10 protein-coding genes and 1 pseudogene are annotated in these 16,340 nt (G+C 52.1%); 7 read left to right on the forward strand and 4 right to left on the reverse strand.

The features are described 5' to 3' along the window. Nucleotides 1-174: 174 nt before the first annotated feature. Nucleotides 175-1,002 (reverse strand): PRD domain-containing protein, encoded by an 828-nt coding sequence (locus NYE74_RS07245; protein ID WP_036619394.1) that lies wholly within the window; start codon nt 1,000-1,002, stop codon nt 175-177. A 264-nt stretch (nt 1,003-1,266) separates the two neighbouring features. On the opposite strand from NYE74_RS07245, the gene NYE74_RS07250 reads away from it, so the two are divergent. The 3 genes and pseudogenes from NYE74_RS07250 to NYE74_RS33280 all read left to right on the forward strand — a co-directional run. Then, nucleotides 1,267-2,268 carry a formylglycine-generating enzyme family protein gene (locus NYE74_RS07250; protein WP_240752124.1) on the forward strand — a complete coding sequence of 334 codons (1,002 nt, stop codon included), beginning with the start codon at nt 1,267-1,269 and terminating at the stop codon, nt 2,266-2,268. 255 nt (nt 2,269-2,523) lie between these two features. Further along, the gene (locus tag NYE74_RS07255; RefSeq protein WP_036619399.1) at nt 2,524-3,021 is read left to right on the forward strand and encodes a PTS sugar transporter subunit IIA; all 498 of its coding nucleotides are present in this window, start codon (nt 2,524-2,526) and stop codon (nt 3,019-3,021) included. 523 nt (nt 3,022-3,544) lie between these two features. Continuing rightward, nucleotides 3,545-3,693 (forward strand): annotated as a pseudogene (locus NYE74_RS33280) (IS4 family transposase); the annotation flags it as partial. A gap of 374 nt (nt 3,694-4,067) precedes the next feature. Here NYE74_RS33280 and NYE74_RS07260 read toward each other — a convergent pair. Further along, the gene (locus NYE74_RS07260) at nt 4,068-4,976 is read right to left on the reverse strand and encodes a flagellar motor protein MotB (protein ID WP_036619401.1); all 909 of its coding nucleotides are present in this window, start codon (nt 4,974-4,976) and stop codon (nt 4,068-4,070) included. Further along, entirely contained in the window at nt 4,973-5,797 is an 825-nt protein-coding gene (locus NYE74_RS07265) for a flagellar motor protein (protein WP_036619403.1), read from the reverse strand. Before NYE74_RS07265 ends, NYE74_RS07260 begins: the two co-directional genes overlap by 4 nt. A gap of 267 nt (nt 5,798-6,064) precedes the next feature. Between NYE74_RS07265 and uvrB the strand changes: the two genes are divergently transcribed. Both uvrB and uvrA read left to right on the forward strand, forming a co-directional pair. Then, on the forward strand, nt 6,065-8,059 hold the full coding sequence (gene uvrB, locus NYE74_RS07270) for an excinuclease ABC subunit UvrB (protein WP_036619405.1): 1,995 nt from the start codon (nt 6,065-6,067) through the stop codon (nt 8,057-8,059). Nucleotides 8,060-8,932: 873 nt separating this feature from the next. Next, complete coding sequence (gene uvrA / locus NYE74_RS07275) at nt 8,933-11,812, forward strand: excinuclease ABC subunit UvrA (protein WP_155620297.1); 2,880 nt, start codon at nt 8,933-8,935, stop codon at nt 11,810-11,812. Between the two features lie 508 nt (nt 11,813-12,320). Here the strand turns inward: uvrA and NYE74_RS07280 are convergent. Next, nucleotides 12,321-13,958: a nitrite/sulfite reductase gene (locus NYE74_RS07280; protein WP_124333363.1), complete on the reverse strand. Its 1,638-nt coding sequence runs from the start codon at nt 13,956-13,958 to the stop codon at nt 12,321-12,323. Nucleotides 13,959-14,272: 314 nt separating this feature from the next. On the opposite strand from NYE74_RS07280, the gene NYE74_RS07285 reads away from it, so the two are divergent. Further along, the gene (locus NYE74_RS07285; protein ID WP_036619413.1) at nt 14,273-14,482 is read left to right on the forward strand and encodes a hypothetical protein; all 210 of its coding nucleotides are present in this window, start codon (nt 14,273-14,275) and stop codon (nt 14,480-14,482) included. 310 nt (nt 14,483-14,792) lie between these two features. Then, nucleotides 14,793-16,037, forward strand: a complete 1,245-nt coding sequence (locus NYE74_RS07290) for an S-layer homology domain-containing protein (protein ID WP_341004695.1) — start codon at nt 14,793-14,795, stop codon at nt 16,035-16,037. The last annotated feature ends 303 nt before the right edge of the window (nt 16,038-16,340 follow it).

The raw sequence follows: 16,340 nt of genomic DNA on the forward strand, positions 1-16,340 counted from the left end.
TTCTAAGTTGTGAGTGATTCCGGGAAAACAAAAAGACCTAAAACGTTCAAGAGCAAAAAGGCTTTAAGCGCTCTTAAACATTTTAGGTCTTGCCTGCTTTCCAGTAACAATCCCCGATATGAAATTCATTGGATACGGTTACATTGTAGACGGTTAACATTTTTTCGTCAAGCCTTAAATATTTTCTAGGATGCGCTGCAAATGCAGGGCAATATACGCCATTTCCGATTCCGGAAAAGCAACGCCGTACTTTTGCTGGAGAAAAGCTGCGGCACTTTGCGCGGTTTTGTAGCCCTTTTTATATTTTTTCTTGATGACTTTCAGCATGTCGTCGTCCAGCGTATGAAACGGTTTATTCTCGTAAAAGCGGTGGATGGCGTATTCCAGATGCGTCAGCAGACGATGATAGGAAATGCTGTCGCTGCTGATGCTTACGCCCAGATCCTTAAGCATAAAATCGCTGGCCTCCTGCAGAATCAGCGCTTTTTTGATGGAGTCTTCGATATGGGCGTCTCCCATTTTGGCGGTATGGATATGCAGGGCGATAAAAGCCGCTTCATCCTCGGGAAACGCGATCCCCAGCTTCTCCTGCACATGGCGGAGCGCCCACTGCCCGATCTTAAATTCTTCGTGGTAAAGAATGCGGATTTCGTTCATCAGCTTGTTCCGGACTTCGATGCCCTGGTTTAAACGCTCGATGGCAAAGGTCAGGTGATCGGTTAAGGAAATATGAATGTGGTCGCTCAATTTCATGCCAAGCTGCCGTTCCGCATAGGAGATAATATCCTCCCCCACGGCAATATGAGCCTCGGGAACGGTGCTGAGAAGCTCCTGGAACTTGTGGCCCTCCTCCTTCAAAACGAAGACCTTCTCGATCTTGCTCTGATCGATGACATCGTTTTTTCCTTTCTGAAACGCGATTCCCGCCCCCATAATTATTTTCTCGCTGTCGCCTTCTTTTACAACAACGGCGTTATTGTTCAGAACACGGCTGATTTTCATGAATCTTGCTCCTAGTCTTTAGTTCGTTTTGGTATAAACAACCATATCCGGGCATCAATTAAAGCTAATATTCCCTGAGAACAGTCAGTTCATGCCCCCGAAAACGGAATTAGGTATACTATAATCTCGGATTTCCCCAAAAATCAACCCGGTTGCCAGAATTAATTTATTTTAAGTTTCTTTCAAAATGGATTTAAGCTGATATAATAACATTAGCTTAGCAGCGCAGACTAGCTTTAGCAGCGAAGAAAGGAGAGGTAGGACGTGGATCAAGATCATAACAAGGCCGCACCTTCCTGTTGTTCCCCGAAACGTTCAAAACCGGGTGTTGTCCGGTTGGGCAGTGGAGCCGCAGCATTTGCGGCGAACGGCGGTCGTCCTAAAGCGGCGGGAGCGAAGACGGCGGGAGTGCAAAGCAACATGGTACGCTTGGAAGGCGGGACGTTTTTGATGGGCACGGACGACAAGGAAGGTTTTCCTTCGGATGGCGAAGGGCCGGTAAGGGAAGTCACGGTGTCCCCTTTTCATATCGACGCCTATGCGGTGACCAACCGGCAGTTTTCTGAATTTGTCCGGGCTACAGGCTACCGTACCGATGCGGAGAAATTCGGCAACTCGTTCGTGTTTCATCTGTTTCTGCCTCCAATTGTTCTGGCCGATGCGGCGAATATTGTCATGCAAACTCCATGGTGGCGGATCATCGAAGGAGCCGATTGGCGGCATCCCGAAGGGCCTGGTTCAGGGCTTCAAGGAAGAATGGATCACCCCGCGGTGCACGTCTCCTGGCGCGATGCGGAGGCATACTGCCGTTGGGCCGGCAAACGGCTGCCGACGGAAGCGGAATGGGAATATGCCGCGCGCGGCGGGCTGGCGCAGAAAAAATATCCGTGGGGAGACGAGCTTACCCCCGAAGGCAAACATATGTGCAATATCTGGCAGGGGAAATTTCCCGTTCAGAACGAGGCGTTGGACGGATACGCAGGGACCGCTCCGGTAAATGCGTTCGAGCCTAACGGCTATGGTCTATACAATATGGCGGGGAATGTCTGGGAATGGTGCGCGGACTGGTTCGATGTGCGTTACCACCGGTTCCAAGGCAATGTGAATCCCAAAGGACCGGAGAAGGGCAATCTGAAATCGATGCGCGGCGGCTCCTACCTGTGTCATCACTCTTATTGCAACCGGTACAGGGTTGCGGCACGAAGCAGAAACACGCCGGACAGCTCGTCCGGAAACCTTGGATTCCGTTGCGCGGCGGATGCCTGATGGCTATGCGGGTTGCTTTTTTCGGAATCTTGCGGTTTGACAAGAAAAACTCATTCAAGTAAGATAAGTTTGCCAATAAAAGTGCGAGTTCAAAAAGTCAGCTGTTCAGCAAAAATGAATTTTTGAACAAGCTCTAACATATCGGGGTTTGTTACTGTGAGCAGGCAATGCCCAAAACGAGTGATAAAGAGCGATCCTCTTTATTTCGTTTTGGGCTTTTTTATTTTGAATTTTATGAAAACGGAGGATGGGACTATGTTGCCATGGAGTAGAAAAAGCAAAAAACAAGCCGGCGATTTGGTAATAACCACGCCGGTGAACGGACTGGCTGTGCCTCTTGAGCGTGTGCCCGACCCGGCATTTGCCGAACGGATGATGGGCGAGGGAGTTGCGATCGAGCCGGCCGAAGGAAAAGTGTATGCGCCGTTTGATGGAGTTGTCGCGCAACTGATCAAATCCAAACACGCCGTGATCCTTGAACATGAATCCGGGGCTCAGCTCCTGATTCACGTCGGCGTCGATACCGTGTCGCTAAAAGGAGAAGGCTTCACGCCCCGGGTGGAGACCGGTGACCGGGTAAAGGCGGGGCAATTGCTGATGGAGTTTGATATCGCCCGGATTGTTGAAGCCGGCCTGCCGGTCATAACGCCGCTGATCGTTCCCGCGGGCATCGACGCCGTGCTTGAAGTTCATGCACATGAAGGAGAAGCGGCCGTGGGTATAGATCCCGTACTCACTATTAAACTGGCTTGATTTTTGAACGTAACTTAGAATAAACAGCGAACACGCCGTTTCGATAACAGGCCCCGGGAACAGAGGAGATGAAATCGGAACGGCGTGTGTTTTTTAGATTATTATTTAATACTCAACTTTTGGTGCGACCAGAGCTAAAATCGGCTTAACCGCTAATGCTGCACAGACGGAGTGCGAAAAAAATTTTAGCCTTGACAAAAACAGCCATACACCACTGCTCGTTTATTTCGTCTGTCGGATAGCGGGCAAAATAGTGCTCGATCGGCCCCACTCTGACCGTTAATTGCAAATCATACAACTAACTTTATATCCATTTACCCAATCATTCGTTTAATTGCATTTCATGCAGGCTTTCCCTCGCCTCTTTGCCTTTTCTTCGAAAGATAGCGGAGTAATTGCAGGTTTTACACTTAATCAAGCGCTGTGGCAGCATTTTCGGATAAGTAACTGTACATTTTGCAACTATTCCATTCAACAAAGGACCAAGAAAGCTGAAGTAGGAAGCAGGTACGCTCAGGTGGGGATCACCTTGCTACAACTCCTGGATCTGAACCACGAAATCGCCTCGAAAACCGGGAAAAGCTTTCTCCTTTGATCCAATGTCAATCCCAGGTCTGGATAGCCGCTTCGCCTAGTCACATCAACGCTTACTTGCCAATTTCATGTTGCTAAAGTTGATTTATAAAATTTTAGGGTGTGGAGGGGCACACAACCTGCGTATTTGTGGAGGTCATGGGAATAACGGTAAAAAAGGGCCTTATTTTCGTAAGAAAGGGTGTTCACAAAAAATAGGGGAAATTTTTACCTCTATTTTAGGAACATGGGGGGCAAACGGGGGCCTTTCCAAGCCTAGTCCCAAAATTGCGGAAATTTTTTCCGCTATTTTGCGCAGGATGGGGGGAAATCCCCAAATAAGGACATAAATTGGCCCTATTTCCGGCAGAGATTTGATTGGCGCATCAGAAGACCGCCGGAGCGAATTTCTTCGGCGGTCTTTCATATGACTCCATTCATAGACGGAAACGACATTGTGCGGAACCCCTCCGTCATTGCTGCAGCTGCCGCAGTACGGTGATTTCAACGCGGCGGTTTTTTTGGCGGCCTGCGGCGGTGTCGTTGCCGGCGGCCGGGCGGGTGTCGGCATATCCGGCGTATTGGAAATGCTGCGGATCGAGCGCCTCCTTGTCGACAAAGAAGCGAAGCACCGACAACGCGCGCGCGCCCGACAGCTCCCAGTTATCCTTGAATTTGGACGACCGGCCGATCGGCTGGCTGTCCGTATGGCCTTCGATGCTGATCACGGTGTCGAGCTGCCCGAACAGGCTGGCCAGCTTGGACAGCGTTTTGGCCGAACCGCTTTTCAAGTCCGCTTTGCCGGTATCGAACAGGAAGCGGTCGCTAAGCGTGATCGAGATGCCTTTCGGCAGATCGGCCACATGAATTTGATCCTCGAGGCTGTTTTCCTTAATGTACGCCTCGATCAGCTGCATCAGGTTGCTCAGTTCTTGCTCCTGCTTGCGGAACGCCAGCTCGCGTTCGGTGAGCGGAGCCTGGCCGGAGCCCGCTTGGGCGGACGCTTGCTGGCCGCCGTTCCCGCTGCTGCCGTCCTGGCCCGCACTGCCGGTTCCTTTGCCGTTCTGAGCGGTGGAGGAAGGAGTTTTGGCGTTGTAGCTGCTTAACGAACCGGTGATGCCGGCGCCTTTATCGAGAATGGAGTTCCCGTTGCTGAACGTCATTTGCAGGGACTGGGTGACGACTTCGTATTTTTCCGCATCGAGCCGGCTCATGGCATACATGATCACGAAAAAAATAAGCAGCAGCGTAATCAAATCCGCATATGTAATCATCCAGCGGTCCTTGGCATCCTGTTGTACCGCGCGCCGCTGCCGCCGCTGCCTCCCATGACCCGGAACCTCGGGTTTGTAATTGCCGCTTGGCGATCCCGGACGACTCATATTTCATTCTCCCGGGAGTCGATGTTGAACCGCGTATTCGGGCTGAGTCCTGCGTCCGTTAACTGACCTGGAGTCCGGTTGTCGGCTGCGTACGATTCCAGCTTGCGGCGCACCAGCAGCGGATGATCCCCGTTTTGAATCGACAAAATCCCTTCGATCATCATCTCCATCCGGTCCACTTCCTCTTCGCTGCGCGCTTTGATTTTGGAGGCAATCGGGAGGAAAATCAGGTTTGCGCTGGCCACCCCATATAGCGTGGCGGTAAAAGCAAGCGCAATCGACGGCCCCAGCGCCGTCGGTTCGCTCAGGCTGCCGAGCACGTGAATAAGGCCCATGACCGTGCCGATGATGCCCATCGTCGGCGCGTAGCCGCCGGCCGATTCGAAAACTTTGGCGTAGCTTTCATATTTTTTTTCCAAAGCGTCGATTTCGAGGCTCATGATTTGCTGGACCATGGTGCGTTCGGTTCCGTCCACGACCAGTTGAATCCCTTCGCGCAAAAAAGGATTCGGGTAGTCCGCCGCTTTTTTTTCCAGGGCAAGCACGCCTTCGCGCCGGGCCACCGTGGCCATGCCGACGATGTCTTCGATCAGCTCGCCCGAATCCTGTTGCCGGGAAGAAAACGCGAGGGCCAGCGCCTTCGGCACCGTGCGCAGCTTGGAGACCGGAAAGCTAATCAGCACCGCGGCGATCGTGCCTCCAAACACGATAAGGGCGGAAGTGAGCTGCATGAGTCCCCCAATCTCGCCGCCTTCCCACAAGAAACCGCCGATCAGGGCGGCCAAACCGATAATGATGCCAAGTAACGTTGCGATATCCATCGAGTGTGTACAACTCCTATTCTTCGACTTACCGTTTGCATCTATAAGATGAAAAAGGTATAATACATGGGAACACGCATTCCTATTTTGTAAATTAAGGAAGGTGTATAGTTTATTCATCGGAATCATGACCGATCCTGTTTAACAAAAGGGCACGATTAGGCAAAAGGTCTCATTTATATATAAGTAAGACTAGGTAGAATTATGGGGTAACTTGTCGGATCCTCCTCTAGTATTTCATTTTAGACGATAGGGTGATGTTGGACAATGAGTGAAATTGTATTTAGCGATAATAAATTCGAGCTTGTCTCCGAGTTCACTCCGCAAGGGGATCAGCCGGAGGCCGTAAGGCAGCTCGTCGAGGGCATTCGCGCCGGGAAAAGACACCAGACGCTGCTTGGCGCGACCGGAACGGGCAAGACGTTTACGATCGCCAATACGATTGCCCAGATAGGCAAGCCGACGCTGATCATCGCCCATAACAAGACGCTGGCGGCGCAGCTGGCCAGTGAATTTAAAGAATTTTTCCCCAACAACTCGGTAGACTATTTCGTCAGCTATTACGACTATTATCAACCGGAAGCCTACATCCCTTCCTCCGATACCTACATCGAGAAAGACTCCAGCATCAACGAAGAGATCGATAAGTTGCGCCACTCCGCGACAAGCTCGCTGTTTGAGCGGCGGGACGTCATCATTGTGGCGAGCGTGTCGTGCATCTACGGCCTCGGTTCGCCGATGGAATACCGCAACCTGGTGCTGTCGCTGCGGGTTGGCATGGAGAAGCCGCGCAACCAGATTTTGAGCCGGCTGGTGGATATCCAGTACCAGCGGAACGACATCAACTTCGTGCGCGGTACGTTTCGGGTGCGCGGGGACGTGCTGGAGATTTTTCCGGCTTCCAAAGGGGAGCACGCCGTACGGGTGGAATTTTTCGGCGATGAAATCGAACGGATCACGGAAATCGACGTGCTGACCGGCGAATTGGTCGGCGAGCGCGAGCATGTGGCGATTTTCCCGGCATCCCACTTCGTTACGCAGGAGGAGACGATGCGGATCGCGCTCGCCAACATCGAGCGTGAGCTGGAGGAGCGGCTGGAAGAGCTTCGTTCCAAAGGAAAGCTGCTGGAGGCCCAGCGGCTGGAGCAGCGGACGCGCTACGACATTGAGATGATGAAGGAAGTCGGCTTTTGCTCCGGGATCGAAAACTATTCCGGGCCGCTGACGTTCCGCGAGCGGGGGGCTACCCCGTATACGCTGCTGGATTATTTTCCCGACGACTTCCTGATTGTGATCGACGAATCCCACCAGACGCTGCCGCAAATCCGGGCGATGTACAACGGCGACCAGGCGCGCAAAACGGTGCTGGTGGAGCACGGCTTCCGCCTGCCTTCGGCGCTGGACAACCGGCCGCTGAGGTTCGAGGAGTTCGAAGCCAAGGCGAAGCAGTTGATTTACGTATCCGCGACGCCGGGACCTTACGAGCTGGAGCATTGTAATACGATGGTGCAGCAGATCATCCGGCCGACGGGCCTTTTGGATCCGGTGATCGAGGTGCGGCCGACGAAGGGGCAGATCGACGACCTGATCGGCGAAATTCAGAGCCGTATCGACAAGGATGAGCGTGTGCTCGTGACGACCTTAACGAAGAAAATGGCCGAGGATTTGACCGACTATTTAAAAGAGATCGGCATCAAAGTAAGGTACCTTCATTCCGATATCAAAACGCTGGAGCGGATGAGCATTTTGCGCGACTTGCGGCTGGGCACGTTCCATGTGCTGATCGGCATCAACCTGCTGCGCGAAGGGTTGGATTTGCCGGAAGTGTCGCTGGTGGCCATTCTGGACGCCGACAAGGAAGGCTTCCTGCGGTCGGAGCGCTCCCTGATCCAGACGATCGGGCGGGCGGCCCGGAACGCGGACGGCCGGGTGCTGATGTACGCTGACAGCATCACGGAATCGATGGACAAGGCGATTAAGGAAACCGAACGGCGGCGCAGCATCCAGATCGCTTACAACGAGAAGCACGGCATTACGCCGCAGACGATCCGCAAGAAAGTTCGCGACGTGATCGAAGCGACCAAGGTGGCGGAGAGCAAGAGCGAGTATCTGGCCGACGCCGCCAAGGTCAAGATGTCCAAGCGCGACCGCGAAGCGATGATCCGCCGCTTGGAGGCCGAAATGAAGGAAGCGGCCAAAAACCTTCAGTTCGAGCGGGCCGCGGAGCTGCGTGACGCAATCATGGAACTCAAGGCGGAGTAAGCGGCGGCGAATTGGAGTTAAAGCTAAAAGCAGCTTGAGTCAACAGTTCAAAAATCTGTTATTCGGGATTTTTGAACTGCCTCAGTTTTAATATAGATGTTGTTTAAAATCGGCTTTTCGGCACCGAAGCGTATGTTTTGGCGATCCGCGTTTATGCTCAGGCGAAAATATAAGGACAATAAACGCCGCTATTTCGCCGATATCTCTCATGTTGAGTGAAATAAAGGCATTTAATGCCGCTATTTTCTCCAGCCGCAGGGAAATGGCCTGCTTTTCGTTCCGGCATTGAACAATAAGGACAAAAAATGCCGCTAATGGGGATGAACAAGTTCAAATCCGGAAAATAAGAGCACAATGTGCCGCTATTTTTGGAAAGCAGCCTCGGAAACACATGTTTGGTCCCGGCTGAATTCAAGATTCGACGCCGAATCCGCTTCGCTGTTCTTGCTTCATGATCAAAAGCTGATTTTTAAACTGCCTCAGTTAAATGGATGTTTAAAAATCAGGTTTTCAGCACCGAGAAGGTTGGATGAAGCTAGGGATGGAGTAGCGGAGCGTAGGAAGATCCTACGTGAGCAACGGAAAGCCCGGCTGAATTCAAGATTCGACGCCGAATCCGCTTCCCTGTTCTTGCTTCGTGATCAAAAGCTGATTTTTAAACTATCTCAGTTAAATGGATGTTTAAAAATCAGGTTTTCAGCACCGAGAAGGTTGGATGAAGTTAGGGATGGAGTAGCGGAGCGTAGGAAGATCCTACGTGAGCAACGGAAAGCCCGGCTGAATTCAAGATTCGACGCCGAATCCGCTTCCCTGTTCTTGCTTCGTGATCAAAAGCTGATTTTTAAACTACCTTGATAAAGGGAGATGAAACCGTTGGCTAGTGAGAATATAGTCATCAAAGGCGCCAGAGCGCACAATTTGAAAAATATCAGCATCACGATCCCGCGCGACAAATTTGTGGTGTTGACGGGCTTAAGCGGTTCGGGCAAATCCTCGCTCGCCTTCGATACGATTTACGCTGAGGGGCAGCGCCGTTACGTCGAGTCGCTGTCCGCGTATGCCCGGCAGTTTTTGGGACAGATGGAGAAGCCGGACGTGGATTCGATCGAGGGCTTGTCTCCGGCGATTTCCATCGACCAGAAGACGACGAGCCGCAACCCCCGTTCCACCGTCGGAACGGTGACGGAAATCTATGACTATCTCCGCCTGCTGTTCGCCCGGGTCGGGCATCCGCACTGCCCGGAACACGGCATCGAGATTACGTCCCAGACGGTTGAGCAGATGGTCGACCGCATTATGCAATATCCTGAACGTACAAGATTGCAAATTTTAGCCCCCGTCATTTCCGGGAAGAAAGGCGAGCATAAAAGCTTGTTCAGCGAAATCGCCAAACAAGGCTTTGTTCGGGTGCGGGTTGACGGCGAGCAACGGGATTTGTCGGAGAACATCGAACTGGAGAAAAATAAAAAGCACTCCATCGAAGTCATCGTCGACCGGATCGTGGTTAAGGATGACGCCCGCAGCCGGTTGGCCGACTCGATCGAAACGGCGCTGAAAATGTCCGGCGGGCAAATTTTGGTCGACATCATCGGCCAGGAAGAGCTGCGGTTCAGCTCCAATTTCGCCTGCCCGATCTGCGGATTCAGCATCGAAGAGCTGTCGCCGCGGATGTTTTCGTTCAACAGCCCGTTTGGCGCTTGTCCGGAATGCGACGGGCTTGGCGTCAAAATGATCATCGACCCCGATCTGCTTATTCCCGATCCGTCGAAGACGATTGAGGACGGCGCGTTTGAAGCGTGGGCCGGAGGCACTTCGAATTACTATCCGCAATTTTTGAAATCCGTGTGCGAGCATTTCGGCATTCCGCAAGACGTGCCGGTGTCCGAGCTGACGAAGGAGCAAATGGACAAGCTGCTGTACGGAACGGGCGATACGAAAATCCGCTTCCGCTACCAAAACGATTTCGGCATGAGCAAAGAAGCTTTGGTAACGTTCGAAGGGATCATCCCGAACCTGGAGCGCCGATACCGGGAAACCGCTTCGGAAGGCATCCGCGAGTTCATTGAAGAGTTTATGGGCACGAAACCGTGCGGTACCTGCAAAGGCCATCGTCTGAAAAAAGAAAGCCTCGCGGTTACGGTCAACGGGCAAAATATGGCTTATGCGACTTCGCTTTCGATCGGAGAGGCGATGGAGTTTTTCGGCGGGCTGGAGCTCAGCGAAAAAGAAAAACAAATCGCTCACCTAATCCTGAAGGAAATCAATAACCGGCTCGGTTTCCTCGTAAACGTCGGGCTCGATTACTTGACGCTCAGCCGGGCGGCAGGGACGTTGTCCGGCGGGGAAGCGCAGCGGATTCGGCTGGCAACGCAAATCGGCTCAAGCCTGATGGGCGTGCTGTATATTCTGGACGAACCGAGCATCGGCCTGCACCAGCGGGATAACGACCGGTTGATCTCCACGCTGGCGCATATGCGCGACATCGGCAACACGCTGATCGTCGTCGAGCATGACGAAGACACCATGCTGGCGGCCGATTATATTATCGATATCGGACCGGGGGCGGGCATTCACGGCGGCCAGGTAATTTCGCAAGGGACGCCGCAGGAAGTGATGAACGACCCGCGTTCCCTGACCGGCCAATATTTAAGCGGCAAAAAATTCATTCCGGTGCCTTTGCAGCGGCGCAAACCGGACGGACGCTGGCTGGAGATCAAGGGAGCGAAGGAGAACAACCTGAAGAACATCAACGTCAAATTCCCGATCGGCGTGTTTACGGCCGTGACCGGGGTATCCGGTTCGGGCAAATCGACGCTGGTGAACGAAATCTTGAAAAAAACGCTGGCCCGCGACTTGAACAGAGCGAGAGTCCGGCCCGGCCAATACAAGGAGATCAAAGGGCTGGAGCACGTCGATAAAGTCGTGGACATCGACCAGTCGCCGATCGGGCGGACACCGCGTTCAAACCCGGCCACGTACACCGGCGTGTTCGACGACATCCGCGACCTGTACTCGCAGACGAACGAAGCGAAGGTGCGCGGCTACAAGAAAGGGCGCTTCAGCTTCAACATCAAAGGCGGCCGCTGCGAAGCCTGCCGCGGCGACGGCATTATCAAGATCGAGATGCACTTCCTGCCGGACGTGTATGTGCCTTGCGAAGTGTGCAAAGGCAAGCGCTACAACCGCGAGACGCTGGAAGTCAAATACAAAAACAAAAGCATTGCCGATGTGCTGGAGATGACGGTGGAGGATGCCACGGAATTTTTCCAAAACATCCCGAAAATTCATCGCAAGCTGCAAACGCTGCTTGACGTCGGGCTGGGCTACATCAACCTGGGGCAGCCGGCGACGACGTTGTCCGGCGGGGAGGCCCAGCGCGTGAAGCTGGCTTCGGAGCTGTACCGCCGCAGTACCGGCAAGACGATCTACATCCTGGACGAACCGACCACTGGTCTGCATGTCCACGATATCGACCGGCTGCTCAAGGTGCTGCATCGTTTGGTCGATTCCGGGGACACGGTGCTGGTCATCGAGCATAACCTGGACGTCATCAAAACGGCCGATTACCTTATTGACCTTGGTCCGGAAGGAGGCAGCGGCGGCGGGACGGTCATCGCCACAGGCACGCCGGAAGAGGTCGTAAAGGTGGAAAACTCTTACACCGGCCGCTACCTGGCTCCGATTCTCGAACGCGACGCGAAACGCACCAAAGAGCTTGAAAACCTGGAAGTGGAGAGCCGGGAAGTGGGTTAAAACTATCCGCAGGACGTAATGCAGAATAATGCGTAAAGAATTGCAGGAAGAAGTATAGAAGAAGTATAGAAGAAGTTGTAGAAGAAGTGTTTAAGACAGTCTGCGGCGGTCCCTTGTGATTGCGGGCAGGCTGTTTTCTTTGTCCGATTAAAGTAGTGTTCCATATGACGGGGGAGTGGACTTTTTGGCAAGAGGAAGATGGAGTTTGTGCGGCGACAAATATAGTGTTAGGACGAAATTAATTGCATTTCCTACATTTGGGATGGCATGTTTGAGTCGGATGAGAGCAACAGTTGTAAAAAGTGCGATTAAATACAGGGTATAGAGGTTGGCCGAAGCTAAGTTCCGTTTTAAATGCAGGTTATGCAATTAAAACAAAGGATTCAGCCAAATTTCCGAAAGTAATTGTAAGTTTTGCACTTATACGCTACGGGCCTAGTAAATGAGCAAGGGGCTGGCACCAATCACCAGCCCTTTGCGATGCAATATCTGGCTGCCTCACGTTCTTTTACGAAGCAACCCCGGCCTCTAAAATGCCGCTAAACTTCTCCTGGAAGGCGGGAATGCCAATGCGGCGGACAAAGCTGTGGAACGATTCCCCGGCGGTGCGCTGCTCTTTGTAGAACAGCAGGAGCTGCTCCAGCACCTGGGCCACCTGATCGCCTTTGACGCGGCCTTTCAAAGCCTGGTTAAACTGCGCCTGGGGTCCGTTAGGCCCGCCGCCGAGAGTGCCACCGACGGCGATGTCGAACGCGTCGACCATGCCTTCCGGCGTTTTCACCAAAGAGCCTTGCAGACCGATGTCGGCGATATGCTTTTGTCCGCAGGCGTTCGGGCAGCCGATGAAATGGATGCGTACTTTTTCGTCCAATTCGACGTGCTGATCCAAATATTCGGCAACCTCGGCGGCGCGGCGTTTCGTTTCCACGATCGCGAGATTGCAGAACTCGTTGCCGGTGCAGGAGACGGTGCGGCTCATAAAATGCTTCGGAAACGGCGTCAGCCGCTGCAGGACGGGAGCTTTCAGCGCTTCCTCCACCTTGTCGTCCGGAATGCCGCTCAGCAAAATGTTCTGGGACATCGTGGTGCGGATTTTTCCTTCCCCGTATTGATCGGCCACATCGGCCAGCTGTACGAGTTCATCCGCATTGAAACGGCCGACGGGAACGTTTAGGCCGATGTAGTTTAAGCCCTTTTGTTTTTGCGGATGGACGCCGTCGAAATAGGCGGCTTGCCAGCCTGCCGTTTTGTCTTCGCCGCGCGAAGGCAGGTCACCGATCAATTCGATCAGCTTGTCTTTGAATTTTTCCGGGCCCCAATCGGCAACCAGAAATTTCAGGCGGGCTTGATGGCGTTTCTCGCGGTATCCGTAATCCCGGAAAATCGTCGTCACGCCGACCGCCACCTTCAGCACTTCCTCCGGTCTCACGAAAATGTCCAAGGGCTTCGCCAGATGGGGCTTGGCCGAAAGACCGCCGCCAACCAGCGCGTGAAAACCGATCACCTCTTCGCCGCCGATCGTTTTGACGGCCGGAACGAAGGCCAGGTCGTTGATCTCCGCCTGCGCGTTGTTATAAATGTTGGCAGAGATGGACATCTTGTATTTGCGCGGCAAATTCGAAAAATCGCGGTTCAGCAGGAAAAAGGTGTTCACTTCTTCCACGATGTCCGCCGTGTCGATCAGCTCATCCTTATCGATGCCGGCAAGCGGGTTGCCGACGATCGTACGCGGGCAGTCGCCGCAGGCTTCAAACGAATAAAGGCCGACTTCTTCCAGCCGCCGAAAAATATCCGGCAAATTCTCCACACGCAGCCAGTGGAATTGAATCGCCTGACGGGTCGTGACGTCCACGAGCCCGCGTCCGTACAATTTGGAAATTTCAGCTAACGCCCGGGCTTGCTTGGTGTTCATGATCCCGGTGTTGATCCGCACGCGCATCATGAAATGGCCGTCCTTCGGTTTTTGCTGATATACGCCGGCCCATTTGAAACGGTCCATATCGTCCGCCGGGATGGAGTCATACCCTTTGACCGCGTATTCCTCGATAATGGTGCGGATGACGTCCAGGCCGTCTTTTTCCAGCTTGACGAATTCGAATTTGTTTAATTTCTCCGGTTCTTTTGTCCAAATCGGCTCGTATGCCATGCGTAACCCCTCCTTGTATGATCAAATCTATAATTCCGACAGAATAACTATGATATAAGTAACATAATGGTACCATAGTTATGAAGGAGCGTAAACCGACAGAAGGGCTTTTGGACATAAGACTTCCTTATGGAAAAACAAAGTTCTGGTAATAATGAGGATGTCAATGAACAATTGAGCGAAAAGAGATAAAAAACCATCCTTTGGAGTTATTTTTTTGACGATTTTTTGTCTTTCCTCTTGCATCCGGCGGGGCGGGAAGATAACATAGAAGGAGATATGTAATTTCGTGGATTTCAAGAGGAGGTTTCGCGATGTTGCTCGCCGCAGCGGGAGAAACGACAACGACGTTTAACGGATTCGATATTTTTATGATTTTGTTCACCGTGATCATTTTGATCGGCGTGGTCCGCTTGTTCAAAGAACGTCCGAAGAAAAATCTGTTCGCCATCGCCTTCGGCATTATCAGCCTGCTCGTGTTTTTGGTGTCCGACGCCATTATGATCAAAGGCTGGTTCGGTTAAGCTTCCGGTACATAACCCTTCATGCAGTGAAATGGTTGGGCATCTTAATCCGGGCGGGATGAGGTGCCTTTGAATTTTTTTAGCGCAAAGTCTTTACGAATCCGCAAAGTGTAATATAATGGAAACAGGTGAAGCACACCTTGATATCGCTCGTCGATAATCGAGGTGTGTTTTTTTATTGCCTAAAATGGGTTATTTTCACAAAATAGGGATGTTACGGGAGGTGATGATAGAAAAGGAGCGAATAATTAGAAATAAGGCATTTTATGTGATTAGTGTAAAACAATAGAAGGAAGGGTGAGGCAATTCCATGAAAAAATGGCTGTCATTTCTGTTGGCCGGGACTTTGATAAGCGCTTTTATTCCGTTCGGGTCCCATACGGCCGTCGGCACGGTGAATGCTGCAGCAATCACTTTTAAGGACGTGAAATACGACCACTGGGCGAAAAAGGCGATTGATTCGGCGGTCGCCAAAGGTTACTTCAAAGGCTACGCCGATGGAACCTTCAAGCCGAACGCGACCGTGACCCGGGCCGAATTTGCCGCGCTTTTGGCGCGTGCGGCGAAAGGGGATGCCGCTGAAACGGCTTCTTCCGGCCATGAGTTTTCCGATCTGACAGGTCATTGGAGCGAAGCCGAGGTGGAACGCGCCGTGTCCCTCGGATATATTCAGCCCGGCGACTATCCGAACGGATTTAAGCCCAATACGCCGATTACCCGGTTTGAAATGTCAAAATGGATGACCTCGGGGCTGGCGGCGGCCGCTGAGGATTACAAACAAGCATTGGAGGATACGAAGACCACCGTGATCCCGGTAAAGGAATATTTTAATCCCGGCATACCGCAAATTAAGTCCTCTTACATCGCCGTAGCTTTAGGAACGAAATTAATGAGCGGTTACCCGGACGGCTCCTTCGGCCTGGACAAAAACGCAACCCGGGCGGAAGCTTCCACGATCCTGCTGAATCTGGAACGAGTAGACGGCCAAAAGGCCGACGACTTCCTTGGCCTCAAGGAACTGCGCCAGGTCGGCACGGAACGGACCAATCTGGAGACGATCAGCCCGTTTACAACCGGCAACACCTCTTTAAACGATGTGGCGGAAAAAACACTCACATTCCGAAATAACGCCGGCAGCCTAAAGCTGCACAATTATATCGTGGTCGATACCGAAGATTTCAAAAATATTAAGAGCATCTATGCGCCGTTGTTTGTGGATGAGACGGATTATATTAGTCGGTTGGATAAACCGGGTGAATACAGAGCATACATTCAAATCACGATATATCCAAAAAGCAAGGATTTTGACCTTGGCCATTATATGAACGGAGTAACCGCTGGTATAGTCGGTGGAAGTAGAATTTCAAATGCAAGTTTAATGCAAAAATATGAATACCTTACTCTACCACACACGGATAGCAAGGAATTTTTCCAAAGTCATAACACCGTCAAAGGGATAACTTTATGGGTTGAAAGATTTTTAAATCCTAAAACAGTAGCTGGAGATCAAATCACAACTGACGATGGTTCATTTGCAGTGCTAAGCAAGAAATAATGGGGAGTGGCGTGAGTTGAAAAAGTGGATCGCTAGCTTCTTTGTGTTAATTCTATTTACCACCCCATTTTCGAACTATTCCTATGCCGCATTCCAAAGTGGCTACCCCACGAAAGGAATAGAAGTTACCCCTACGGGGCCAGCGCAGATGCAAACTGTAAAAATAGAGGTGACAGGGAAGACTGACGCTCGGCCAAAGGTGGTTTGGGTTCAAAGCGATTCAGATATTTGGGCGGCTACGTTTGACGACGGAATGCGTGCAGAAACAGGCACTTTTGGAAGCGGAAAAAATGCTGTGCCTTT

Source organism: Paenibacillus sp. FSL P4-0127, from assembly GCF_038007325.1.
GTDB classification, from domain to species: Bacteria; Bacillota; Bacilli; order Paenibacillales; family Paenibacillaceae; genus Fontibacillus; species Fontibacillus macerans.

Coding starts and splice junctions, on each gene's coding strand:
- NYE74_RS07245 (WP_036619394.1), bottom strand. CDS start 1,002: ATGAAAATCAGCCGTGTTCTGAACAATAACGCCGTTGTTGTAAAAGAA.
- NYE74_RS07255 (WP_036619399.1), top strand. CDS start 2,524: ATGTTGCCATGGAGTAGAAAAAGCAAAAAACAAGCCGGCGATTTGGTA.
- NYE74_RS07260 (WP_036619401.1), bottom strand. CDS start 4,976: ATGAGTCGTCCGGGATCGCCAAGCGGCAATTACAAACCCGAGGTTCCG.
- NYE74_RS07265 (WP_036619403.1), bottom strand. CDS start 5,797: ATGGATATCGCAACGTTACTTGGCATCATTATCGGTTTGGCCGCCCTG.
- uvrB (WP_036619405.1), top strand. CDS start 6,065: ATGAGTGAAATTGTATTTAGCGATAATAAATTCGAGCTTGTCTCCGAG.
- NYE74_RS07280 (WP_124333363.1), bottom strand. CDS start 13,958: ATGGCATACGAGCCGATTTGGACAAAAGAACCGGAGAAATTAAACAAA.
- NYE74_RS07285 (WP_036619413.1), top strand. CDS start 14,273: ATGTTGCTCGCCGCAGCGGGAGAAACGACAACGACGTTTAACGGATTC.
- NYE74_RS07290 (WP_341004695.1), top strand. CDS start 14,793: ATGAAAAAATGGCTGTCATTTCTGTTGGCCGGGACTTTGATAAGCGCT.